23 protein-coding genes and 1 tRNA gene are annotated in these 23722 nt (G+C 64.3%); 13 read left to right on the forward strand and 11 right to left on the reverse strand.

Annotated elements, in window-relative coordinates:
* Positions 1–256: 256 nt before the first annotated feature.
* Positions 257–535, reverse strand: a complete 279-nt coding sequence (locus CJO11_RS11470; RefSeq protein ID WP_095012833.1) for a metal-sensitive transcriptional regulator — start codon at positions 533–535, stop codon at positions 257–259.
* A 63-nt stretch (positions 536–598) separates the two neighbouring features.
* On the opposite strand from CJO11_RS11470, the gene CJO11_RS11475 reads away from it, so the two are divergent.
* From CJO11_RS11475 to CJO11_RS11490, 4 genes are read left to right on the forward strand one after another with little or no spacing between them, the layout of a single operon-like run.
* Positions 599–2359 carry a copper resistance system multicopper oxidase gene (locus tag CJO11_RS11475; protein WP_095012834.1) on the forward strand — a complete coding sequence of 587 codons (1761 nt, stop codon included), beginning with the start codon at positions 599–601 and terminating at the stop codon, positions 2357–2359.
* Positions 2356–3327, forward strand: a complete 972-nt coding sequence (locus tag CJO11_RS11480) for a copper resistance protein B (RefSeq protein WP_338064641.1) — start codon at positions 2356–2358, stop codon at positions 3325–3327. Before CJO11_RS11475 ends, CJO11_RS11480 begins: the two co-directional genes overlap by 4 nt.
* A complete protein-coding gene (locus CJO11_RS11485) occupies positions 3327–5675 on the forward strand; it encodes a heavy metal translocating P-type ATPase (RefSeq protein WP_095012836.1) in 2349 nt (782 codons plus the stop codon). The genes CJO11_RS11480 and CJO11_RS11485 overlap by 1 nt, the downstream gene beginning before the upstream one ends.
* Before the next feature lie 54 nt (positions 5676–5729).
* Positions 5730–6308, forward strand: coding sequence for a c-type cytochrome (locus tag CJO11_RS11490; protein ID WP_095012837.1), 579 nt, complete (start codon positions 5730–5732; stop codon positions 6306–6308).
* A 203-nt stretch (positions 6309–6511) separates the two neighbouring features.
* Here CJO11_RS11490 and CJO11_RS11495 read toward each other — a convergent pair whose 3' ends face one another.
* The gene (locus tag CJO11_RS11495) at positions 6512–7021 is read right to left on the reverse strand and encodes a recombinase family protein (RefSeq protein ID WP_420823152.1); all 510 of its coding nucleotides are present in this window, start codon (positions 7019–7021) and stop codon (positions 6512–6514) included.
* Between CJO11_RS11495 and CJO11_RS11500 the strand changes: the two genes are divergently transcribed.
* The 3 genes from CJO11_RS11500 to CJO11_RS11510 all read left to right on the forward strand — a co-directional run bounded on the left by CJO11_RS11500 (position 6908) and on the right by CJO11_RS11510 (position 8443).
* Positions 6908–7291, forward strand: coding sequence for a tyrosine-type recombinase/integrase (locus tag CJO11_RS11500; RefSeq protein WP_095013378.1), 384 nt, complete (start codon positions 6908–6910; stop codon positions 7289–7291). The genes CJO11_RS11495 and CJO11_RS11500 overlap by 114 nt on opposite strands.
* A 53-nt stretch (positions 7292–7344) precedes the next feature.
* Positions 7345–7418 (forward strand) — tRNA-Gly (locus tag CJO11_RS11505).
* Positions 7419–7498: 80 nt separating this feature from the next.
* The gene (locus CJO11_RS11510; protein ID WP_205651071.1) at positions 7499–8443 is read left to right on the forward strand and encodes an alpha/beta fold hydrolase; all 945 of its coding nucleotides are present in this window, start codon (positions 7499–7501) and stop codon (positions 8441–8443) included.
* Positions 8444–8447: 4 nt separating this feature from the next.
* On the opposite strand, the gene CJO11_RS11515 is transcribed toward CJO11_RS11510, so the two are convergent.
* Positions 8448–9242 (reverse strand): SDR family oxidoreductase, encoded by a 795-nt coding sequence (locus tag CJO11_RS11515; RefSeq protein WP_095012839.1) that lies wholly within the window; start codon positions 9240–9242, stop codon positions 8448–8450.
* Between the two features lie 105 nt (positions 9243–9347).
* Here CJO11_RS11515 and CJO11_RS11520 point away from each other — a divergent pair, with 105 nt between their 5' ends.
* The 4 genes from CJO11_RS11520 (at position 9348) to CJO11_RS11535 (ending at position 11647) form a co-directional block, all read left to right on the forward strand.
* Positions 9348–9908 (forward strand): hypothetical protein, encoded by a 561-nt coding sequence (locus CJO11_RS11520; RefSeq protein WP_095012840.1) that lies wholly within the window; start codon positions 9348–9350, stop codon positions 9906–9908.
* A gap of 106 nt (positions 9909–10014) precedes the next feature.
* Positions 10015–10476, forward strand: coding sequence for a Dps family protein (locus CJO11_RS11525; RefSeq protein ID WP_095013379.1), 462 nt, complete (start codon positions 10015–10017; stop codon positions 10474–10476).
* An 86-nt stretch (positions 10477–10562) separates the two neighbouring features.
* Positions 10563–11183, forward strand: coding sequence for a 6-phosphogluconolactonase (locus CJO11_RS11530; protein ID WP_095012841.1), 621 nt, complete (start codon positions 10563–10565; stop codon positions 11181–11183).
* Positions 11171–11647, forward strand: a complete 477-nt coding sequence (locus CJO11_RS11535) for an NUDIX domain-containing protein (protein ID WP_240504482.1) — start codon at positions 11171–11173, stop codon at positions 11645–11647. The genes CJO11_RS11530 and CJO11_RS11535 overlap by 13 nt, the downstream gene beginning before the upstream one ends.
* On the opposite strand, the gene dinB is transcribed toward CJO11_RS11535, so the two are convergent.
* Positions 11633–12751, reverse strand: coding sequence for a DNA polymerase IV (dinB, locus tag CJO11_RS11540; RefSeq protein ID WP_095012842.1), 1119 nt, complete (start codon positions 12749–12751; stop codon positions 11633–11635). The two genes, CJO11_RS11535 and dinB, sit on opposite strands and share 15 nt — an antisense overlap.
* A 114-nt stretch (positions 12752–12865) precedes the next feature.
* Between dinB and CJO11_RS11545 the strand changes: the two genes are divergently transcribed.
* The gene (locus CJO11_RS11545; RefSeq protein ID WP_095012843.1) at positions 12866–14134 is read left to right on the forward strand and encodes a multidrug effflux MFS transporter; all 1269 of its coding nucleotides are present in this window, start codon (positions 12866–12868) and stop codon (positions 14132–14134) included.
* A gap of 10 nt (positions 14135–14144) precedes the next feature.
* On the opposite strand, the gene CJO11_RS11550 is transcribed toward CJO11_RS11545, so the two are convergent.
* Both CJO11_RS11550 and CJO11_RS11555 read right to left on the reverse strand, forming a co-directional pair.
* Positions 14145–15695: an acyl-CoA carboxylase subunit beta gene (locus CJO11_RS11550; protein ID WP_095012844.1), complete on the reverse strand. Its 1551-nt coding sequence runs from the start codon at positions 15693–15695 to the stop codon at positions 14145–14147.
* On the reverse strand, positions 15692–16657 hold the full coding sequence (locus CJO11_RS11555) for an NAD-dependent epimerase/dehydratase family protein (RefSeq protein WP_095012845.1): 966 nt from the start codon (positions 16655–16657) through the stop codon (positions 15692–15694). The genes CJO11_RS11550 and CJO11_RS11555 overlap by 4 nt, the downstream gene beginning before the upstream one ends.
* 62 nt (positions 16658–16719) lie before the next feature.
* Here CJO11_RS11555 and CJO11_RS11560 point away from each other — a divergent pair, with 62 nt between their 5' ends.
* Positions 16720–17529, forward strand: coding sequence for an alpha/beta hydrolase (locus tag CJO11_RS11560; protein ID WP_169829190.1), 810 nt, complete (start codon positions 16720–16722; stop codon positions 17527–17529).
* Here CJO11_RS11560 and CJO11_RS11565 read toward each other — a convergent pair.
* The 5 genes from CJO11_RS11565 to crtY are packed head-to-tail and all read right to left on the reverse strand — an operon-like array spanning position 17526 to position 23694.
* Positions 17526–19421, reverse strand: coding sequence for an acetyl/propionyl/methylcrotonyl-CoA carboxylase subunit alpha (locus CJO11_RS11565; RefSeq protein ID WP_095012847.1), 1896 nt, complete (start codon positions 19419–19421; stop codon positions 17526–17528). The genes CJO11_RS11560 and CJO11_RS11565 overlap by 4 nt on opposite strands.
* A gap of 10 nt (positions 19422–19431) precedes the next feature.
* Positions 19432–20448 carry a phytoene/squalene synthase family protein gene (locus CJO11_RS11570; RefSeq protein WP_095012848.1) on the reverse strand — a complete coding sequence of 339 codons (1017 nt, stop codon included), beginning with the start codon at positions 20446–20448 and terminating at the stop codon, positions 19432–19434.
* Entirely contained in the window at positions 20445–21026 is a 582-nt protein-coding gene (locus CJO11_RS11575; RefSeq protein WP_095012849.1) for an LOG family protein, read from the reverse strand. Before CJO11_RS11575 ends, CJO11_RS11570 begins: the two co-directional genes overlap by 4 nt.
* A complete protein-coding gene (locus CJO11_RS11580; protein ID WP_095012850.1) occupies positions 21023–22516 on the reverse strand; it encodes a phytoene desaturase in 1494 nt (497 codons plus the stop codon). Before CJO11_RS11580 ends, CJO11_RS11575 begins: the two co-directional genes overlap by 4 nt.
* Positions 22513–23694, reverse strand: coding sequence for a lycopene beta-cyclase CrtY (gene crtY, locus CJO11_RS11585; protein WP_095012851.1), 1182 nt, complete (start codon positions 23692–23694; stop codon positions 22513–22515). The genes CJO11_RS11580 and crtY overlap by 4 nt, the downstream gene beginning before the upstream one ends.
* Between the last annotated feature and the right edge of the window lie 28 nt (positions 23695–23722).

The raw sequence follows: 23722 nt of genomic DNA on the forward strand, positions 1-23722 counted from the left end.
CTTGCGGGTGTAGCTCAATGGTAGAGCAGCAGCTTCCCAAGCTGAAAGCAATCGCAGTTTTCTGCGCTTTTCGGTGTAAACTCGATCGAAAATGGCCCTTTTCTTTTCAATGGGTTGCGATATCGCTGTAAACCGCCAAAGGCCTCTCGCGCATGACTGCTATGTAGGCACAAGACACCGAAACCGGGCATTCCGGTAACGACCCGAAAGCGGACATTGCACTGATCGAGCGAATGAGTTTCTTCTAATTGATAAGTTAGCGCCTTTGGCGCTCCATCAGTTCCACCAGTTCGTTGAACTTTGCGCGCTGCTCGGCTTCGTCGCCAGAAGCGATGGCGTCCGCCACACAGCTTGCGGCGTGGTCCTTCAGCACTTCGCTCTCGACCTTGGCGAGCGCCGACTTCACTGCCTGCAGCTGCGTCAGGATATCGATGCAGTATCTTCCGTCCTCCACCATCTGTCCGATCCCGCGAACCTGGCCGGCGATACGGTTGAGGCGATTCACCTTTGCCTTGGCGTTGTTGTCGCACGACATTTCCGACACCTATTAAAATACCCTAGGGGGGTATATATCCTGCAGCACAGGAGAACTCAAGACATGCCCGATTCGCCAGTCATTTCGCGGCGGAACCTGATCACAAGCAGTGCCGCGCTCGCGGCAGTGTCTGCTGTCCCAATGCCGGCTTGGGCGAGGGGGCTCAATCTCGCGTCGGCGCGCAAGGGTTTCGGCACGCTGCAAGGCGACGATATCCACATGAGCATTGGTCGAAGCCGCTTCACCGCTGGAAGTCGGTCGGCAAGCACCGTCACGGTCAACGGCAGTCTTCCCGGCCCGCTGGTTCGCTTGCGCGAGGGGCAGAACGTCCGACTCCATGTCACCAACGATCTCGATGTGGACAGCTCGATACACTGGCACGGCATGCTGGTGCCGTTTCAGTTTGACGGGGTGCCGGGTGTGAGCTTTCCGGGCATCAAGCCGGGCGAGACATTCACCTATGAATTTCCCATCCGGCAGGCCGGCACTTACTGGTGGCACAGCCATTCGGGCCTGCAGGAACAATCGGGGCACTACGGGCCGATCGTAATCGATCCAGCAGGCGGCGAGACCGCATCCTACGATCGTGAATTCGTCCTGCTTCTAAGCGACTTTACTCCGATGAATCCGCATGAGGTGATGCGAAAGCTCAAGGTTGCCGAAGGATATTTCAATTACACCCGCCAGACTGCAACCGAGGGGACAATGTCGGTCGCCGATCGCATTCGTTGGGGCGGAATGCGCATGGACCCGCGCGATATCCTCGACGTGACCGGCTCGACCTACAGCTACCTCGTCAATGGCCATGCGCCTGTCGACGATCTGGAAATGCTGTTCAGGCCCGGCGAGCGCGTGCGGCTGCGGATCATCAACGGCAGTGCAATGACGTTCTTCAACGTGCGCATTCCGGGTGTGCCGTTGACGGTGATCCAGGCCGACGGCCAGGATGTCGATCCCGTTACCGTCGACGAGCTGCAGATGGGCGTTGCGGAAACCTACGATCTGTTGGTCGAACCCGGCGATGGCGCGCATACCTTTGTTGCCGAGGCGATGGACCGTTCGGGGATGGGTGTAGCTACACTGACCTCCACTCCAGGTCGGCGGTCGCTCGTTCCACCACTGCGTGCACCGGTAACGCTGACAATGGCCGACATGGGCATGGGTTCCATGCACTCGGGCGGTGGCGGAATGGATCATTCCGGCCACGGCGCGATGCCGGGAATGAAGATGGACGATCAGGCAATGGGGGGCACGACGCACGACATGTCGATGCGAGACATGTCGAAATTACCCCCCGATGCGCAGGGAGCTGGCGTCGAAATGGTTGCCCCCATGCCAGTCGACCGGATGGATTTCCCCGGCCTAGGGCTCGATCATGTCGACCACAGGGTGCTGCGATATACGGACCTGAAGTCAACGGCACCCAATCCGCTGCGCCCGCCAGATCGCAGTCTGGAGATCCACCTCACCGGCAACATGGAACGCTACATGTGGTCGTTCGACGGTGAAAAGTTCGATGCGGTGACCGATCACCCCATCCGCTTCGGATACGACGAGCGGGTGCGCGTGAAGCTGGTCAACGATACAATGATGGCGCACCCGATCCATCTTCACGGGCATTTCTTCGAACTGGTGAACGGTGCCGATGCGACGCACCAACCGCGTAAACATACGGTCATCGTCCAGCCGGGCGGAACCGCGACCTTCGACCTGACCGCCAACGAGCCGGGTGACTGGGCGTTCCACTGCCACCTGCTCTACCACATGCACGCCGGGATGTTTCAGGTGGTGACCGTGCGCCCCCTGCCGGGGGAAGAGGCATGATGCGCGCACTTCTTCTGGCTGCCGTTGTTTCGGTTGCAACGCCTGCGGTCGCGCAGGAGGCTGCCCATACCGTGGGTCATGCTGACCATCCCTCGATGGAGGAGAAGGCACCGGACACATCGCGAGCCGATGCACATGCCAGGCATGGAGCGATGGACCACTCCACGATGGACATGAGTGCGAAAACCCAGGGTGCGATGGCATCAGGCCAGATGTCGAAGGCTGCTGCGCCCGGACCGCCATCGCGCGCTTTCGACGGTCCGGACCATGCTGCCGATACGGTCTACGGCTCAGATGCGATGGCCCCTTCGAGAAGGGAGCTTGGCCCGGCGAACGGCGGCTGGTCCGGGGGCACATTCATGCTCGACCGGCTCGAAGCGCGCATCGGCAAGGGTGAAGACCTTTACCTCTGGGATGCTCAAGCGTGGCACGGCAGCGATACCGACAAGCTATGGCTCAAGAGCGAAGGCGAGGGTGCTTTTCAAGCGTCTGTCGAGAAGGCGGAAGTGCAGGCCCTGTGGAGCCATGCAATCGGCCCCTGGTTCGATCTGCAGACCGGCGTGCGCTATGACTTCGAGCCTGGCAGCCGCGCTCAAGCCGTGCTCGGCGTCCAGGGCCTAGCGCCTTACATGTTCGATGTGGACGCTGCAGCTTTCCTGTCCGATCGGGGCGACCTAACGGCGCGTATCGAGGGTGAATACGACCAGCGCATCACCCAGCGCTTCATTCTCCAGCCGCGTGTCGAACTCTCCCTGGCGGCGCAGGATATCCCTGAACTCAGGATCGGGGCGGGTCTCGCTTCCGTCGAGGCCGGGCTTCGTCTGCGCTACGAGATCGTGCGCGAGTTCGCGCCATATGTCGGCGTTGGCTACGAGGCAAAGCTCGGCCGGAGTGCCGATTATGCACGGCTCGCCGGTGAGAGGCCCGACCGAGTTTCGTTACTTGTAGGTGTGAGGGCCTGGTTCTGATGGAACACGATCATTCCCATTGCGGTCATCGCGACCACGGCGGTGACGGCACCGCAACTGATCCCGTCTGCGGGATGAGCGTGACTATCGACGGCGCGAAGCACTTCGCCGAGCACGCTGGCGCAACCTACTATTTCTGCTCTGCCGGATGCCGCGAGAAGTTCGTAGGCGATCCCGAACATTACCTATCAGGCGCTCCCCGTAAGGCGGCGGATGAAGTGCCTGAAAGCACGATCTACACCTGTCCGATGCACCCTGAAATCCGCCAGGTCGGACCCGGCAGCTGTCCGCTCTGCGGCATGGCGCTTGAACCGGAGGCATTCTCCGCCGAAGACACGGGGCCAGATCCGGAGCTGGTCGACTTTACCCGCCGCTTCTGGATCGGCGCGGCGCTGGCAATTCCGCTGCTGGTCCTTTCAATGGGGCCGATGGTGGGGCTTGGCTGGATTCGGCAGGCGATCGGCCAGCAGGCTGCGCAATGGGTGGAACTGGCTCTTGGCACGCCTGTCGTCATGTGGTGCGGATTGCCGTTCCTGCTGCGCGGCTGGCGTTCGTTCCGCAGCTGGAACCTCAACATGTTCTCGCTGATTTCGATGGGGGTCGTCGCATCGTGGACGTTCAGCGTGTTCGCGGTAATCGTGCCGGGGATCTTTCCTGCCGGATTCCGTGACGCACACGGGACCGTGCCGGTCTATTTCGAAGCGGCGGCGGTAATCGTCGTCCTTGTCCTGCTTGGCCAGATGATGGAACTGCGTGCCCGCGAAGGCACCGGCAAGGCGATCCGGGCGCTGCTCGATCTCGCGGCAAAGACGGCGCACCTCATTCGCGCTGACGGAACCGAAGAGGAGGTTCCGCTGGAAACCATCAATGTTGGCGACCGGCTTCGCGTGCGCCCCGGCGAGAAGGTGCCGGTGGACGGCGAAGTGGTCGAAGGCCATTCATCCGTCGACGAGAGCATGATCACCGGCGAACCGGTCCCTATAGAAAAGTCCGCGGGCGACAGCGTCACCGGCGCAACGATAAATGGCAACGGCAGCCTTGTGATAGAAGCGAAGCGCGTTGGTGCCGATACCGTCCTGAGCCAGATCGTCGAAATGGTCGCGAAGGCCCAGCGTTCGCGTGCACCAATCCAGAAATATGCCGACAAGGTGGCCGGCTGGTTCGTGCCTGCCGTCATCGGCGTGGCAGTTCTGGCGTTCATCGGCTGGGCAATGTTCGGCCCGACCCCGGCGCTTTCCTATGCCCTGATCGCAGCCGTCTCAGTGCTGATTATCGCCTGCCCCTGTGCGCTTGGGCTGGCTACGCCGATGTCGGTGATGACCGCTACGGGGCGCGGCGCACAAGCCGGCGTCCTGATCCGCAATGCGGAGGCGCTGGAGCGGTTCGAAAAGATCGATACCCTTATCGTCGACAAGACCGGGACGCTGACCGAAGGCAAGCCGAAACTCGTCGCGGTCGAGGCGGAACATGGCTTCGATTCCGGCGACGTCCTGCGCCTGGCTGCGAGCCTCGAACGCGGTTCGGAGCATCCGCTTGCCGAGGCAATCGTGAACGGCGCGCAGGCAAAGGGGATTGCGCTTGGGAAGGCGGACGGCTTCGAGGCCGTGACCGGCAAAGGAGTGATGGGCAGCGTGGGTGGTCGCCGGGTCGCGCTCGGCAATGCCCGACTGGTGACTGATCTCGGGGGCAATCTTGGTGAGCTTGAGGAAAAGACCGACCTTCGCCGCGACCAGGGTGAAACAGTGATGTTCGTGCTGGTGGACGGGCGGCTGGCCGGATTCGTCAGCGTCGCCGATCCGATCAAGGAAACCACTCCTGCTGCACTCAAGCAGCTCCACTCTCTCGGCCTTCGCATCATCATGGCGACGGGCGACAACGAGCGGACTGCAAAGGCCGTCGCGGCGAAGCTCGACATCGACGAGATCCGGGCCGACGTCCTGCCGCAGGACAAGGCGCGCATCGTCGCCGAGTTGCAGCAGCAAGGTGCCAAGGTCGCAATGGCGGGCGACGGGGTCAACGATGCCCCCGCTTTGGCTCAGGCCGATGTCGGGATCGCGATGGGCAGCGGAGCCGATGTCGCGATCGAAAGCGCCGGGCTGACGCTGGTGAAGGGCAACCTCGACGGGATCGTGCGAGCACGGCGATTGGCACAGGCTGCGATGCGTAACATCCGCCAGAACCTGTTCTTCGCGCTCGGTTACAACGCCATCGGCGTGCCCATCGCCGCCGGGGTCTTCTATCCCGTCTTCGGCATCCTGATCAGTCCGATGTTTGCCGCGTTTGCCATGAGTGCATCGTCGATCTCGGTCGTCACCAATTCGTTGCGACTGCGTAGCGTGGAGATCTAGCAACAGCCGGATATCGCGCCTCGGGCATCACGTGTCCGAACAAGGGGAAATTGAATGCCGAACGGGGGTGCAAAACTGCACAAGGGGCTTAAGAGCTTTGGAGTGCTCCTCCTCGTCGTTGGCGTATTTGCTTTGGGGACTTTGCTGTTCGTCTTCTCGGGTATCTATGACGTCGGAGCCGATGCCCCTCACTGGAAGCCCGTCTACTGGGTGCTCGACAACCTGCGAGAGCATTCGGTCGAAGCGCGGGCTAAGGCACTTTCTGTGCCTAAGGACTTCTTGACTGAAAGCCGTATTTCCGCCGGAGCAGGACTCTATGCGGGTATGTGCACCGGTTGTCATCTCGCCCCAGGAATGGCGCCTACCGAGATTTCCCAAGGTCTCTATCCCTCGGCCCCTATCTTGGCGCGGGGCACCAAGCTCTCTCCCCAAGAAGAGTTCTGGGTCATCAAGCATGGCATCAAGGCATCAGGGATGGCTGCGTGGGGCAAGACCCACAATGATGAGCTCATCTGGGACATGGTGGCCTTCCTGCAGAAACTGCCCAAGCTCACTCCGAAGCAATACGGGGAGATGGTCGCTGCAGCGCCGAAGGATCATGACGAGATGATGGAGCAGTCGTCGGACGACTAGCAATGAATGGGAGCCAAACGTTGCCGCTGCGCAATGTCAGCCTGCCGCTCCATTTCAGTCATCAGCGACGTATGCCGATCGACTTTGTAGCGGACGCTCGCTGCTCGGTGGATGGGGGGAACGCCAGATGGGCGCCTGATTGGCACCATCCGGGTAAAGCAAACCGGCGCGAATTAGGACTTCTCGGTTTTGCTCCTCAACGACTAGGTCGCAGAGATCTGATCGCTCTTCAGCGCCCGATAAACGCTCGCTCGTGCGATCCCCAGCTTCGTTGCGATGTCAGTCGCTCCAAGCCCCTTGTCGCGCAGAGAACGCAATTGCGCGGCGTCTACGGTAGGCTTGCGACCCTTGTAGATACCAGCCGCCTTTGCGCGCTCTATACCTTCGCGCTGGCGTTCCTTGCGGATGTCGGTCTCGAACTCGGCGACTGCACCGAGTATCCCGAGGATCAGCTTCCCCATGCTCGTGGTAGTATCGACTGCTCCTAGTTGCACGCACCTGAACCCAACCCGCATCGCTGACAACTGCGCGATGATATCGTGAAGGTCCCGACAAGATCGAGCGAGGCGGTCAGCCGCGGGCGGCGTCGAACAGCTTCGATGCCGAAGATGCCGGAACTTGATCTCCTGCTTCAGGAGCTCGACACACGGCAGCGTGAAGAGGGGGTGACAACGCTGCTCGTAAACAGTCGCGGCAAGCCGTGGAGCGGCGATGGTTTCGGAGGCTCGTTCAATCGCGTTCGTGACGCGGCAGGGATCGTATTTACAGACCCTGATACTGGCGAGAAGAAGCGCAAGCACCTGCACGATGTGCGTGGCACCTTCGCCACTCGCCTCATCCTCTCGGGACTGACAGATGCAGAAGTCGCAGAGATCATGACATGGTCGGTCGAAAAGGTATCCGGCATCCGACGAACATACGTTGACCAGTCACATGCAATCGTGGCAATCGGCGATCGCATCATGAAGGCGGGTGTAAACTGACCTGTAAACCGTTCGATGCGGTTTCTTAGGTTTCCCTGCTTTCACAATGCTTTGCGGGTGTAGCTCAATGGTAGAGCAGCAGCTTCCCAAGCTGACGACGAGGGTTCGATTCCCTTCACCCGCTCCAGCCCTCGCGCAATAGCCAGCTTGCCAACCGCCGTTGCCGCAGCAATGGTGGCGTTTTGCAACCAAGTTCGGGGCGCACGCTTGACTGAAATCGCATCGCTTGATCCCAACTACGACGGCACGCTGCTCGGGCGGTTCGACGGCGAGAGGCCGCCGGCACCCGACTGGTTCAACGATGCCATCGCGCACGAACCCGCTCGTTCGACCATCGAGGTCGATGGCGCGGCGATCGAACTGCTGACCTGGGGCGAGGTCGGAAAGCCGGGCCTGTTGTTCCTGCACGGTAATGCGGCCCACGCAGATTGGTGGAGCTTCATCGCCCCACTGTTCGCGGACGATTTCCGTTGCGCGGCGATCTCGTGGTCAGGGATGGGAAAGTCCGGTTGGCGCGAACGCTATGCAATCCCGCACTTTGCGCACGAAATTCTGGCGGCGATCGACGCGGCGCAACTCGGTGCTTCAGGCTCGCCGCCGGTGATTGTCGCGCATTCGTTCGGCGGGTTCCCGACACTCTATGTCGCGAGCTTCCACCCGGAAGCCATTTCTGGTGCGATCCTGGTCGATTCCGCGCCGCCCAAGCCCGATGGCGGGCCTCCGCCGAGGCTGGCGCAGGGGCGGGCGGCTAATCCGCGCTACCATTCGCTCGAATCGGCGCTGCGCCGGTTTCGCTTCATGCCTGAACAGGACAGCGGGATTCCCGCGATCATCGACTGGATGGCGCGCGAGGCGCTGCACGAAGTCCCGGAAACCGAGGACGCGCCCGGGGGCTGGACCTGGCGGTTCGATCCGCAGTTCTGGACCCGTTTCGAGCGCGGCGACCTGGGGCCGAGCCCGAAAGTCCCGACAGGGATCATCGTCGGCGCGAAGTCCGCGCTGTTTCCTCCCGGTCGGCTCGAAGAACTGCAATCGATCATGCCCGATTGCCGCTTCACGAACGTGATCGAAGGCGCGCACCACCATGTGCTGGCGGACAAGCCGCTCGAACTCGTCGCGGCGATCCGCGAAGGTCTGCCGCTGCTACGCTAGCCGCTCACTTCGGAGGCATCCGGATGCCGCCATCGAGGCGGAACTGGTGCGCGTTGATGTAGTTGTTGCGCGCGATCTCAAGCACCAGCGAAGCAAATTCCTCCGGATGCCCGAGCCGCTTGGGGAAGGGGACGCTGGCGTTGAGCTGCTCCCACACCGCGGGGTTGCGATCCTTCATTCCCAGCATCAGCGGGGTGGCGAAGATGCCCGGCATGATCGAATTGACGCGGATGCCGAGGTCCATCAGTTCGCGCGCCATCGGCAGCACCAGGCCATTCACGCCGGCCTTGCAGCTGCCGTAGATCACCTGCCCGATCTGCCCGTCCTGCGCAGCGACGCTGGCGGTGAGGATGATTGCGCCGCGCTCCCCGTCTTCGTTCAAGGGTTCGGAGTTGGCCATCCCGAGCGCAGAGATCGACGCGACGCGGTAGCTCGAGACGAGGATGCCTTCCGCGCCGTAGGCGTAGTCTTCGGTCGATAGCCGCTTGTAGCCGCGCGCTTCCTTGTCCCACCCGATCGTCTTGCCGCGGCGGCTGGTCATCGCGCAGTGGACCGTCAGCCGCTCCTGCCCGTTGGCTGCGCGGGCCGCGTCGAACCCGTCCTGCACCGATTGCTCGTCGGTGATGTCGACGTGGTGGAAGGTACCGCCAATCGCATTCGCGTGAGCCTGGCCGGCTTCGTCGTTGACGTCGAAAATGGCGACCTTGAAGCCTGCATCGGAGAGCGCCTGCGCGCTCGCCTTGCCAAGGCCGGACGCCCCGCCGGTCACCACTGCCGCCAAACCTTTTTCCAGTTTCATCGCTTGTTCCTCTCGCCGGTTAGAATCGGCTGTCATCGCCGTGCGGATTCGCTATCGCAGGTAAGAGTTGCCCCTGCCAAGGCCCCGAAGTGAGAGGAGCGCGCATTGGCCAGCCTGTTGTTTGCCTTCGTCGCCGTGCTGGTCGTGTCGACCGGAGGGCGCGACTGGCTGCTGGCATCGCGGCTTTCGCAGCGGCTGGGCAATACCACCGCGCTTCTGGTCGCCGGAGTGATCGCGTCCGGTGCGACGGCGGCCCTGATGGCATTTGCCGGATCGCTGATTGCCGCCCGGATGCCCGGCCCCGCGCAAACGATGCTGGTCGCGATTGCGCTGGTGGTGGCCGCATTGGAACTGTGCTGGCAAGTGCGGAAAGCGCTGCCGGAAGAGCCGACCCGCTCGTTCGTGCCGATCGTAATCGTGCTGGCGGCGCGGCAGGTCGGCGACGCGGCACGGTTCCTCGTGTTCGCCTTCGCGGCGGGTGGATCGGCGGTGCTGGCAGGGTTCGGCGGCGCGCTGGGCGGGGCGGCGGCGCTTGCGATTGCAGTCCTTTCCGGGCGCGAGATCGAGAGTGCGGTATCGCTCCGGGCAATCAGGATCGCACTGGCTGCGCTCTTGCTGGCGGTAGCCGCGTGGATGACGCTCGATATTCGCGGGGTAATCGGGTGATCCGATTAAAAATATCGCATTAATTTAGTAAACCGATTGAATGACTGGGTGTATGGTGCTCACCATCAAGCGGCAACGCCGCACCATGCATAAGGGAATCAGTCTCATGCCCACCACCGGCGACAATGCGCGCAAGGCGAACATCGCAGCGCTCAACGGAGCGCTGGCCGATCACCTGGCGCTCTATCTCAAGACCAAGAACTTCCACTGGCATGTCGGCGGGTCGCGCTTTCGCGACCTGCACCTGCTGTTCGATGAGCACGCGACCGAACTGTTCGGCAATGTCGACTTGATCGCGGAACGGATTCGCAAGCAGGGCGGCCTTGCGCAGACCTCGATCGGCTCGGTCGGCAAGACCACTGCGATCGCCGACCAGGACGATGCGAGTCTATCCGCAGATGCGATGGTAGCGGAACTGCGCGACGACAACCGCAAGCTGCTGGCGCGGCTGAAGGAGGTCAAGGAAGCGTCCGACCAGGCAAACGACTACGCCACCAACGGGATGGTCGACGAATGGATCGACCAGGCCGAACAGCGCGTGTGGTTCCTCACCCAGACGTTGCAGTAATCGTAGCGCCGGAACGTCCACGAAAACGTATCCACTCGGCCCGCCCGGTCTTTGCCGCGGCGGGCTTTGTGATATGCCGGGTGGCGATGGATAACCTGACGATTATCGAAGGAGCGGACGACGCGCAGATCGCCGCGTGGATCGAACAGCACCTTGCCGCCGCGCTGGTGGCTCACGGCGGCCCGGTCGAAATTGCCGTGCCCGGCGGTTCGACCCCGTTCCCGATCCTCGAGCAACTGACTAGGGCCGATCTCGACTGGAGCCGGATTGTGGTCTGGCCGGGCGATGACCGGATTGTGCCGGAAGATCACCCGGCCTCGAATACGGGCCGCATCCGCGTGCTGCTCGAACCTGTCGGGGCCGAGGTCGTGACGCTCACCACGATGGAGGAGATCCCGCACTTCGCGCTTGCGTGGCTCGGGATGGGCGGCGACGGACATATCGCCTCGCTGTTTCCCAACACCGATCCGCAGGTCGACGACAGCTCGCCAATCCGTCGCCTGACGCCCGATCCATTGCCCCCCGAAGCGCCGTTCGACCGGATCACGCTGACGATCCCCTCGCTGCTCGACAGCGATGCGCTGATGTTTGTCATTCGCGGGGCCGACAAGCGCGCGGTGTTCGATGCCGCGGTGACGGGCGAGAACAACCTGCCCGTGGCGCGATTGCTGGGCGCGACGCACCAGCCGGTCACGTGTTTCGCCTGATCGAACGGTTTGTCCCGGCGGCGCTGCACCGCCGGGCGTTGCAGGTCGCGCATGGGCTGCGTCACCGATACCGGATGCGATTCCGCCCGCAGCTTTCCGGAGTGATGGTGTTCGTACGCGATAGCGAGGAACGCATCCTTCTGGTGCGGCACAGCTATGGCTCGCAGGCCTGGGCAATTCCGGGCGGCGGAATGCGGCGCGGCGAGGATCCGTTGCTGGCAGCACGGCGCGAGATGGCGGAAGAACTGGGCATCGTGTTGACGGAACTTGCCCTGATACGGGTGGAGGAGGAGGTACTGTCGGGCGCGCCGCATAGTGCTTACCTCGTGTCTGCGCGCACTTTAGACCAGCCGCAGCCGGACAGGCGCGAAGTGGTCGAAGTGGATTATTTCGCGCTCGATGCGCTTCCCGAACCGCTCGCTCCGGTCACTCGGCGGCGACTGGACGCGCTAGAGCAACGATAGCTGCGCGTCGTCGCGCTGAGGTTCCTCTTCCGCGCCTTCACGTTCGAGGTTCGACAGCGTCAACCCCATCAGCCTGATCGGCAGCGGCAAAGGCAGCGCCTCGTCGAGCAGGCCGCGGGCGACCGCGGCGAACTCCTGCTTGTCGGCGATCGGCTTGGTGACCGAGCGTGAGCGGCTGGCGATCTGGAAATCGGTGTACTTCATCTTGAGCGTCACTGTGCGCCCCTTCGCCTCGGCACGCGCGATCGAATCCCACACGATGTCGATGATATTCTCCAGCGTATCGCGCAGCGCATGGCCGCTGGAAATGTCCTCCGCGAAGGTCCGCTCCCCACCCACCGACTTGCGGATGCGATTGGCGCGCACCGACCTCAGGTCGATGCCCCGCGCGGCGCGGAACAGGTATTCGGCAAAACTGCCGAAATGCTGGCGCAGGAACGCGATGTCCTGTGCGGCGAGGTCCGCTCCGGTCTCGATCCCCAGCCGCGCCATCTTCTCAGCGCCTTTGGGGCCGACCCCGTGGAACCGACGGACCGGGAGCCCCGCGACGAACGCCGCGCCTTCGCCGGGGCGGATCACGCAGATTCCGTCGGGCTTGTTCTGGTCGCTGGCGAGCTTGGCGAGGAACTTGTTGTAGCTCACCCCGGCGCTTGCGGTCAGCTGCGTCTCGGCGCGGATCCGGCGGCGGATTTCTTCCGCGATCAGGGTGCCGCTGCCGATGCCCTTGAGGTCGGCGGTGACGTCTAGATAGGCCTCGTCGAGGCTGAGCGGTTCGACGTGCGGGGTGTAGTCGCGGAAGATCGCGCGGATCTGGCGGCTTACTGCCTTGTAGACATCGAACCGGTGGCGCACGAAAATCAGGTCGGGGCATAGCCGTTTCGCGGTGATCGAAGGCATGGCGCTGCGCACCCCGAACTTGCGCGCTTCGTAGCTGGCCGCTGCGACCACGCCGCGTCCGCCCGATCCACCGACTGCCACCGGTTTGCCGCGCAGCGACGGGTCGTCGCGCTGTTCGCAGCTGGCGAAGAACGCGTCCATGTCGACGTGGATGATCTTGCGCAGTCCCTGCGCTTCCTGATCTTCCTCTTCCTCGCTCTCGCTCATGCGCAGGAGGTTACGCCCGCGACTGCGGTGTGGAAAGCACGCTTGGGGCCATTCGTATGCAATCGGCGACGCGGGGACTTCCCATGCTGCGCCGCGGCGGGCATTGGCACTGGCATGAGCGGGCCTATCACTTCCAGCGACGGCAGCGGACGCCACATCGGGCGCAGCGAATTCGTTGCGCTGATGGCGGCGATCATGAGCCTTGGCGCACTGGCGATCGACGGGATGCTCCCGGCGCTCGACGCGATCGCGCACTCGTTCGGGGTCGTCGATCCCAACGAGCGGCAGCTGGTGGTCGGGGTCTATCTCGTTGCCACTGGGGTCGGCTGCCTGGTGCCGGGAAGCCTCGCGGACCGGTTCGGGCGGCGGCCGGTGCTGTTCGTCGCGCTCGGTTTTTACGTCGTCATGTCGCTGATGTGCGCGCTCGCACCCAGTTTCGACGCGATGCTCGTGCTGCGGGTGATCCAGGGGTTCGGCACCGCGGGGCTTGGGGTGATCCCTGCGGCAGTGATCCGCGACCGGTTCGAAGGCGACGCGATGGCCCGCCTGATGAGCACGATCTTCATCGTGTTCATGGTCGTGCCGGTGCTTGCGCCGAGTGTTGGGCAAGCGGTGCTGCAGTTCGGCGAATGGCCGTGGGTGTTCGTGATGATGTCCGCGCTCGCGGCATCGGTCGCGGTGTGGGCGTGGGCGCGCCTTCCCGAGACGCTGCACCCCGAGGATCGCCAGCCGGTCGATTTCAAGACCGTGGTGCACAACCTGCCGCTGACGCTTACGACCCGTGGCGCGGTCGGCTACGTGATCGGCAGTGCGCTGACCTTCGGGGCGATGTTCGGCTACGTGAACAGCGCGCAGCAACTGGTCGGCGAGCACTTCGGTGCGGGCGAGAACTTCCCGCTGATCTTTGGCGCAACCGCCTCGACGCTGGCGGTGTCGAGCTTCACCAATTCGCGGATCGTCGAACGGTTCGGCGCGCGGCGGGTAAGCCATACCGCTCTGATCGCGTTCATCGCTGTGTCCGCACTACAGGTCTGGGCATCGCTTTTCCACGAAGGCTCGCTCCAGCTGTTCGTGCCGCTGATGAGCGCCAACCTCTGCCTGCTGGGGTTCATGGGGGCGAACTTTGGTTCGATCGCGATGCAGCCGTTCGAGCACCTGGCAGGGGCCGCGAGCAGCGCGCAGTCGTTCATCCGCATGACGCTCGGTTCGGCAGTCGGGATCGCGATCGGCCAGGCCTATGACGGCAGCGCGCGGCCGATCGCGTTTGCGCTGCTGACCTGCAGCCTCATGAGCCTTGCGCTGGTGCTGTTCAGCGAACGGGGCCAGCTGTTCACCCGCCCTGGCGACGTGCGCAAGTTTCCCGGAGGATACGAAGCGCACTGATCGGGCGGGGTCAGGCCTCCGCGGCGAGTTTCCGCCAAGCAAGGTCGGCAAATTCACACAGCAGCGGGCGTGTGTCGCGCGGGTCGATGATATCCTCGACGTTAAATCGCTCGGCGCTGCGGAACGGCGACGTCACTTTGTCGAGCCGCGCACGGATCGCAGCGAGCTCGGCCGCCGGATCTTCCGCCGCTTCGAGTTCGGACTTGTAGGCCACCTCCAGCCCGCCGGCGATGGGGAGCGAGCCCCAGTCGCCCGACGGCCAGCAATAGCGATACTGGAACCGGTCGGCGTTGCTCATCGCGCTCCCGGCGATGCCGTAGGCGCGGCGCAGCACGATCGAAGCGAGCGGCACGGTCGCCTTGTAGATCGCGTTCATCGCCTGGACGCCGTAGCGGATCGTGCCTTCCACTTCCGCCTGGCGCCCGATCATGAAACCGGGATTGTCGACCAGGTGGACGATCGGCAGGCGGAACTGGTCGGCCAGTTTGACGAAGCGTTCGACTTTCTCGCTGGTCTTGGCGTCCCACGATCCGCCGAGGTAGCTCGGATCGCTAGCGAGGACTGCCACGGGCCACCCGTCGAGCCGCGCCAGCGCCGTGATCGCGGTGCGGCCCCACATCCGCCCGATCTCGAACACGGTGCCCTGGTCGAACACCATCTCCATGCAGCGGCGCATCGAGTAGACCCGCTTTTCCTCGCGCGGGACAAGGCTGAGCAACGCTTCCTCGCGGCGATGAACCGGATCGGTGCACAGCGACCGGCGCGCGAGCTGGCCTGCGTATTCGGGCATGAAGGAGAGGAAATGCCGCGCGCGGGCGAAGGCTTCGGCCTCGCTGCCAACCTCGTCATCGACCACGCCGTTGCGGGTGTGGATCTCGCTGCCGCCCAGCTCCTCCTTGGCGCGCTGGTAATCCTCGGGCCCCTTGTAGCTTTCGCCGAGTCCGTCGACCACGGCGGGGCCGGCGGCGAAGATCTGGCTCAGTCCCTTGACCATGATCGAATAGTGGCTGGCGACGATACGCGCTGCGCCGAGGCCTGCGGTGGGACCGAGCGACAGCGCGACCACCGGAACGGTGTCGAGGTTCTTCACGACCTCGCCCCACATGTGAACCGCCGGGATATAGGTCGATCCGATCATCTCCAGCGTCTTGACCGAGCCGCCTCCGCCGGTGCCGTCGATCATGCGGATGATCGGCAGCTTGAGCTCGTGGGCCATCTTCTCGGCCTGCTCCATCTTGCGGCCGATCCCGGCATCCGCCGCGCCGCCGCGGATGGTGAAGTCGTCCGCCGTGGCGACCACCGGGCGGCCGTTGATCGTAGCTTTGCCGAACAGGAACGGGGCGGGCAGCACGCTTTCGAGATTGCCGTCTTCGTCGTAAGAGCCGCGCCCGGCGATCTTGCCGATCTCGCGGAAACTCCCGTCGTCGACCAGCGCCGCGAGCCGTGCGCGGGCATCCATCTTGCCGCGCGAATGCTGGCGACCGACCTTTTCGGGGCCGCCCATCTGTTCGGCCAGCGCCTCGCGGTGGCGCAGTTCCTCGAGTTCCTTTTCCCAGCTCATGCCGCCGCCTTCATTGCCGCCAGTCCTTCCTCGCGAGTGATCACCGGGGCATAGCCCAGCTCGCGCTTCGCCTTGCTGCCATTGAGCGTGCAGGTGCAGCTCATCACCATAGCGGCGTGGCGGGTGAGCGGCGGAGCGCCCGACAGGCCGAACGCGCGCCAGATGTCTTCACTCACTGCACCGACGATCCGCACGAGCCATGCAGGCGCGGATTTCTCCGGTAATTCCAACCCTTTCGATGCCGCCATTCCGCTAATCATCTCGTGCAAGCTCGCGTCGCCGTCGTCGAGGATGAAATAGGCCTCGCCGGGTGTGCCGTGGGTCAGCGCCAGGTCGATCGCGTGGACGAGGTTGGCGATATGCGTGGTCGAGGTCATCGCCGCGCCGTGGTCGATCCACGTCCAGTTGCCCGCCTTCGCCATCGCTTCGACTGCGGGCAGCAGCGTGGTGTCGCCCGGGCCCCAGATGAACCGAGGGCGCAGAACGATCGTCTCGAACCCCGGCGCATTGGCGGCGCGCACTGCCGCTTCGGCCTGCGCCTTGGTTGCGCAGTAGGGGAACGGCGAAGTGGGCGCGAGCGGGTAGGTCTCGTCCGCCCCGGCAATGTCCTGCCCGTAGACGATCGCCGCTTCGGTGCCGATGTGGATGAAGCGCTTGACCCCGGCCTCGCGCGCTGCGGCGAGCATTGCCTGCGTACCGAGCACGTTGAAGCGGTACCACGCGTCGTCCGGCCCCCACGCTTCGACGAAAGCGGCGGAGTGGACCACTGCCTCGGCCCGGTCGAGATCGCTGGCGGTCACGGTTTCGAGGTCGCAGCGTACCGGCGTGCCGCCTGCCTCGCGGATCTTCGCATCGGAGCTTTCCGAGCGCGACATCGCCAGCACTTCGTGGCCCTTGGAAACGAGGTGGCGCGTCGCCGCCCCGCCGACGAAGCCCGACGCCCCGGTCACGAAGATCTTCATCGGCCACCCTCCATCTCGCTGCCCGTGTTCCATTTTACCGGCCAACGCGTATGGTCCGGCCGATGGGCTTGTCTCGCAGTCTTAGGATGGTGCTGGCCGCGTGGCTACTCCTTGTGCCGCCTGCCGTTGCAGGGGCGCAATCGGACGGCCTCGCGCGCGACACCGTCGCCAAGATCGAGCAGCGCGCCTACCTGTTCCTCCCCGAGGCGGAAGGGCCGGTGCCGCTGCTGGTGGTGCTGCCGGGGACGGGCGGCGACGGACGCGAGATGATCGCGATGCTGCGCCCGGCCGCGCAACAGTATCGCTTCGCGCTCCTCGGGCTGAGTCCACGAGCAGGGCAGAATTTCGCCGCGATCGATCGCTTCTTCGACGACTACGAAAGCGGCGAGCCGAGCGCGCACGAGGCCTGGCCGAAGCCGCATTTCGGGGCGGATCGCGAGCGTCTGCTCAAGGTGCTGGACGAGCTATCAGCGCGCCACGCGATCGATCCATCGCATGTCGGGCTGCTCGGGTTTTCGCATGGGGGCAGCTTCGCGCTCAGCCTCGGCCTGTCCGATCCGCAGCGGTTCCACACGATTGCCGCTCTCTCCCCCGGGGTGCTCGTTGCCGATCCGGTAGCGGGCGAAGGGCAGGCGGTGTTCCTCGCCCACGGGCGGGACGACAAGACCCAGCCGTTTCACCGCACCGCCTGCGTGATGACCGCGGCGCTGGAGCGGGAAGGGCGCACCGTGGCGTTCTATCCGTTCGACGGCGGGCACACGATGACCCGCGTGGAAATCGCCGGCGCGCTCGCGCATTTCATCAGCAAGGGAGCGGAGTCGGTCGATCCCGGCCTGCTTGGCCCGAAACCGGGCGACTGCCCCGCGAATTAGCCCTCGGCGGGTTCGACCACCGCCAGCAGCGCCTCGACCTGCACCTGCGCGCCTTCGCTGGCGGAAAGGCTGGTCACGGTCCCGTCGAACGGCGCGGTGAGCGCGTGCTCCATCTTCATCGCTTCGAGGACGAGGAGGCGTTGACCTGCGGTGACGGTGTCGCCCTCGGCCACATCGACCGCAATGACCTTGCCCGGCATCGGAGCGATGATGTCGCCGTCATGGGCGTGGTGAGAGCCGGTGCCATCGTGGCGAAAAGGCTTCACTTCGAAAACTGTACCATCTTGATATCGGAGTTCGTCGTCCGCAAATCCAAAAAACACGCCGTCTTTGCCAGTTTGCTGGTCGCTCGAAATCAAATCAGCGTAGGTTTCTTCGCCACCGACCAACAAGCGTACTCTCGTTTCGGCCTTGGAATTCAGGCGAAACCCTTTGATTCCATCTCTGAAGTTGTACGCCGGTGCATATTTACCGCCGGATACAATCCAATCTGCCGCGTCGCGAAGGACGTTGGCTGCGATCCCTGGCGCTTCTGCAAGTGCCTCAATGTGCTCCTCAATCGTAGCCGTCGTCATCGCGCCAGTCTGAAATTCGTCCAGCGAGAATAGCCGGTGAAGGAACCAAGCGTTGTTCTTGACAGGCCATACTATGGTGACACCGCATGCGCGCCACATCCCATCGATCGCTGTTTCTCGATCTTCGGCATGATAGATGATTTTGGCAATCATCGGATCGTAGTACGGCGAAATAACCGACCCTTGATCCACACCAGTATCAATACGGGTGTACTCTGTTCCAAGGTCAAGTCGTTCCAAACGTCCCGTGCTCGGCAGAAACCCTTTCGCCGGGTCCTCCGCATATAGCCGCGCTTCGATCGCCCAGCCGTTGATCGACAGCTCCTCCTGCCGCAGCGGGATCGGCTCGCCGCTCGCCACGCGCAGCTGCCACTCGACGAGGTCCACCCCGGTGATCTCTTCGGTCACCGGGTGTTCGACCTGCAGGCGGGTGTTCATTTCCATGAAGAAGATGCGGTCGGCGCGCAGGCCCTCGCTGGCATCCGCAATGAATTCGATCGTGCCCGCGCCTTCATAGTCCACCGCTTTGGCCGCGCGCACGGCAGCGGCGCAGATTTCTTCGCGCGTCGCCTCGTCCATACCGGGGGCGGGCGCTTCCTCGATCACCTTCTGGTGGCGGCGCTGCAAGGAACAGTCGCGTTCGAACAGGTGGACGACATTGCCGTGGCTGTCGCCGAACACCTGCACTTCGATATGGCGCGGCGAGGTGATCCACTTTTCGAGCAGCACTTCGTCGTTGGAGAAGCTGGCCTTGGCTTCGCGCTTGCAGCTTTCCAGCGCGGCCTCGAAGTCCTCCGCCGCATCGACCTTGCGCATACCCTTGCCGCCGCCGCCCGCGACCGCTTTGATCAGCACCGGATAGCCGATCGCGTCGGCCTCCTGCTTCAAACGCTCGACCGACTGGTCCTCGCCCTCGTAACCGGGTGTCACGGGCACGCCCGCTGCGCGCATCAGCTTCTTCGCAGCGTCCTTCAGCCCCATCGCTTCGATACTGCTCGGCTTCGGTCCGACCCAGATCAGGCCGGCATCGATCACGGCTTGAGCAAAACCCGCGTTCTCGCTGAGGAAGCCGTAACCCGGATGGATTGCGTCCGCCCCGGTCGCCTTGGCCGCGGCGATGATCTTCTCGCCGACGAGATAGCTCTCGGCCGCAGGCGAAGGGCCGATATGCACCGCTTCGTCGGCCGAGCGGACGTGCAGCGCCTTGGCATCGGCATCCGAATAGACCGCAACTGTCGCGATCCCCATCGCGCGCGCGGTGCGGATGATGCGGCAGGCGATCTCGCCGCGGTTGGCGATGAGCAGCTTTTGTATCATGCGAAACCGGTTAGTCGGCTGGAGCCTGCGCGGCAAGCGTGGGGCGCATCGGCGCGATCGGGCCAGCTTCCCGAACCTCGGCAAGGATTTCGCCGCGAGTCCATTCGGGCGGCTCGGCAGGGGCGGCGGGGCTGTTGCGCAGCGCTTCCCACAACGCCGCCAGCGCATGGCCGAGCTTGGCGGGGCGCGAGACGATCACCCGGTGGTCCCACGCCGTCGGGCCCAGCGCCACGACCTTGCGCCCGATCGCGCCGTAGATGCGCGCGGCAGACAGCACGGCCCAGCGGCTGCGGAACGGCAGCTTCGCCGCGCCGAGCCGGGCCATCGCCTCGTGCTTTTCCATCCGCCGGACCAGCCGTGCGGCCATCGCCGCCAGTTCCTCCCGGTGGTGCGGCTTCATGTGCTGGCCGGGCTCGATATCCTCCTCGACCAGCCATTCGACCGGCAGGTAACAGCGGTCGGCGCGGTCGTCCTCGGCGATGTCGCGGGCAATGTTGGCGAGCTGGAACGCGATCCCCAGGTCGCACGCCCGGTCGAGCGTTTCGGTATCGTCTGTCGAAACGCCCATCACCACCGCCATCATCACCCCGACCGCCCCGGCGACGTGGTAGCAATACCGCGCGAGGTCCATGCCCGTGCGCGGGCGCCAACCTGCGGCATCGAGCGCGAAGCCTTCGATCACGTCATCGGCCATTTGCCGGGTCAGCCCGCATTCGCGCGCGACGAGTCCAAGCGCGTCGAATGCTTCATCACCTGTCGGCACGCCTTCGAACGCGCGCTCGGTCAATTGGCGGATCGTCGCGATGCGGCTGACCGGGTCGCCGTCGTTCGACAGTGCGCCGCCCATCACCTGCCCGTCTGCGATATCGTCGCACCGGCGGCACCATGCGTAGAGCAGCCACGCCCGCTCTCGTGTGGGCCGGTCGAACAGGCGGCTGGCGGCGGAAAAGCTCTTCGAACCTTCGGAGATAGACCGGTGGGCCGCTTCGACCAGCGCTGCGCGGTCTTGCCCCCCGCTGGAGCTCACAGGTCGCTGGCCTTCATCGCGAAGATCGGGGTGTGCGGGCGGTATTCGGACATCGCTTCGAGCAGGTCGGGCATGGTCTCGCGCGCGATAAGGATGCCTTGGTGCGCAGGGCGCACGAAGCCGACTTCGGCCATCCGGTCGTTGAACGCGATCAGGTGGTCGTAGAACCCGAAGGCGTTGAGCAGCCCGACCGGCTTGGTGTGATAGCCCAACTGCGCCCAACTCATCGCTTCCCACAGTTCGTCCATCGTCCCCACGCCGCCCGGGATCGTCACGAACCCGTCGGAGAGGTCGGTGAAGCGCTGCTTGCGTTCGTGCATCCCGGAAACGGTGAAAAGCTCGGTGCAATCGTGGTTGGCGACTTCACTGTTTGCGAGTGCATCGGGGATCACCCCGATCACTTCGCCGCCCGCCTCCAGCGCGCCGCTGGCGACTGCGCCCATCAGCCCGAGCCGCCCGCCGCCATAGACCACGCCGATTCCGCGTTCCGCCAGCGTCGCGCCGACTTCGCGCGCCAGCGCGAGGTAGCGCGGGTCTTCGGGTGAGGCCGATCCGCAATAGACGGCGAGGCGCTTCATTCGCTTAGGTCCCCGATCATCAGCCCGGCAGTCGCCTTGGCGCTGCCGACCACGCCGGGGATACCTGCCCCCGGATGCGTGCCGGCTCCCACCAGGTAGAGGTTGTCGATCACGTCGTCACGGTTGTGCGCGCGGAAATATGCGCTCTGCGTGAGGATCGGCTCGAGGCTGAACGCGCTGCCCAGGTGGGCGTTGAGGTCGCCGGTGAAATCGCGCGGGGTGTAGTGGAACTTGGTCACGATGCGATCGTCGATATCGGGGATCAGGCGGCGGCCCACTTCGGCCAGCACGCGCTGTTCGAGCAGCGGGCCGACCTGGTCCCAGTCGACCGTCAGCTTGCCCATGTGTGCGACCGGAACCAGCGCGTAGAACGTGCTCTTGCCCGGCGGCGCCATGCTCGGATCGGTTACCGTGGGGTGGTGCAGGTAGATCGAAAAGTCCTGCGGCAGCACGCCGTTTTCGTAGATATCGTCGAGCAGCCCGCGATAGCGGGGACCGAACAGGATCATGTGGTGCGGGATGCCCGGCCATGTGCCTTCGAGCCCGAAGTGGACCACGAACAGGCTGGGCGAGAAGCGCTTGCTCGCGAGCCGCTTGGCCTCGCTATCGCCGCGCTTTGTGCCGCCGAGCAGGTCGCGATAGGTGTGGACGATGTCACCGTTGCTGGCGACCGCGTGGAAACGCTCCTGCCAGCCCGAGGCGCATTCGACTTCGGTCGCGCGGCTGCCGATGGTGTGGATCTTCACCACCGGATCGCCGAGCCGCACGGTTCCGCCGAGCCGCTCGAAATGGCGCACCATCGCCGCGACAAGCCGGTTGGTGCCGCCGCGCGCCCACCACACCCCGCCGTCCTTCTCCAGCTTGTGGATCAAGGCGTATATCGAACTGGTGGTGAACGGGTTGCCGCCGACGAGCAGGGTATGGAAGCTGAGCGCTTCGCGCAGCTTCTCGTCCTTCACGTACTTGCTGACGATCGAATAGACCGAGCGCCACGCCTGGTGCTTGGCAAGCGCGGGCGCGGCTTTCACCGTGCTGGCGAAATCGAGGAACGGGATCGCGCCGAGCTTGCGATAACCTTCCTCGAACACGCCTTCGGAATAGTGCGAAAAGGCATCGTATCCGGCGAGGTCGAGCGGAGCGAGTCGTTCGATTGCCGCGCGAAGCTGCACCTCGTCGTTCGAATAGTCGAAGTTGGTCCCGTCGGGCCAGTTCAGGCGATAGAACGGCATCACCGGCATCAGCTCGATGTCGGCCGCCATGTCGTGCCCCGACAGCGCCCACAGCTCGCGCAGGCAATCGGGATCGGTGATGACGGTGGGTCCGGCGTCGAACGTGAATCCCTCGCGTTCCCACACGTAGGCGCGTCCGCCGGGCTTGTCGCGCGCTTCGACCAGCGTGGTCCTGATCCCGGCGGATTGCAGCCGGATGGCGAGCGCCAGTCCGCCGAACCCGGCGCCGATCACGCAAGCTGTCTTGCCTTCGGCACTCATGCCGCGCTCCTTCCGAGGGGATTTCCTTTCGAGGCGAGCGCCCCGATCGCGCTGGAAATGGGCACCGGGGGCTTGCCGCACAAGATGCGCGTCCGATCGATCCGGGTCGAACGCCCGGCATAGAACCGCTCTATCAGCGGCTCGCGAAGCGAGTAGAACCGGGCGAATACGCGCCAGCGTTCATCGGGCTTGGCTGCGCCGAACAGCATCCTCCCGAGGCGGCGATAGAATCGTGTCTTCGCCCAGTGGTTTCGCGCACGCGCCTCGAGCATCGCTGCCAGTTGCACTCCCGGCAGGTCCGCGTCGCGCGCGATCGCGAGCGCGGTCTCGACCGCGAACGGCAGCGAATAGCTGGTCAGCGGATGGAAGAACCCGCCGCGCGTTCCCGCGTTTGCCACGCCTTCGGTCCGACGCGCGGCCTGGAACGCGGCAAAGTTGCCCCCGGTCACAACCGGCAGCACGCCGGTCTCGAAGCCCAGCGGCCGCCCGCTCCACCCGGCGTATCCGCAATAGTGGTCGATCCGGCCCGAGAGGGCGCTGCGGTCGAGTGTGGGGCTGTCTGCGTAGTAGGTATCCTCGACGAACAGCTCTTCCGCGCCCAGCGGCAAGGTGTAGACGAAGCGATAGGCACTGTGCTGGGTGACGTCGGCATCCATGATCACCGGGTTTGCCAGCCCGTGCGGACGGTCGGTGCGAAGGTGTCGACCCATGAAGACCTGCCACCCGCCGGTGAGTTGGGGAGCGGCGGAAATTCCGCGGCAGTCGATCACCGCGCGGGCTTCGATCCGCTCGCCGCCCTTGAGGTCGATCCCGCGCGCATCGAGCGCGGCAACCGCACGATCGGTGCGGACAGCCTCTTCAGGCAGCTCGCGGCGCAGGGTGGCGTCGAAATCGACCGAGGACAGCGAGCGATACGTGGTTCCCAGACGCCTGATATATCCGGGGAAGTTGACGGTGTAGCCGCTCCACCGGTTGGTCCGGAACGGTTCGAGTAGCGCGGCACCCTCCGCCGACAGGTCGCTGGCAAACCACGACCAGCGATGGTTCCCGCCCAGCGTCTCTCCGCTTTCGACCAGCGTGAGGCGCAATTCGGGCCGCGCACGATGCAGCGCGAGCGCAACAAGTCCGCCCGCCAGTCCACCTCCGGCGATTGCAACATCGATGACGCGCCCGTTCATGTTGCGCCTGCCTAGGCGTGGAATCGCC

Source organism: Tsuneonella mangrovi, assembly GCF_002269345.1.
Classification (GTDB): domain Bacteria; phylum Pseudomonadota; class Alphaproteobacteria; order Sphingomonadales; family Sphingomonadaceae; genus Tsuneonella; species Tsuneonella mangrovi.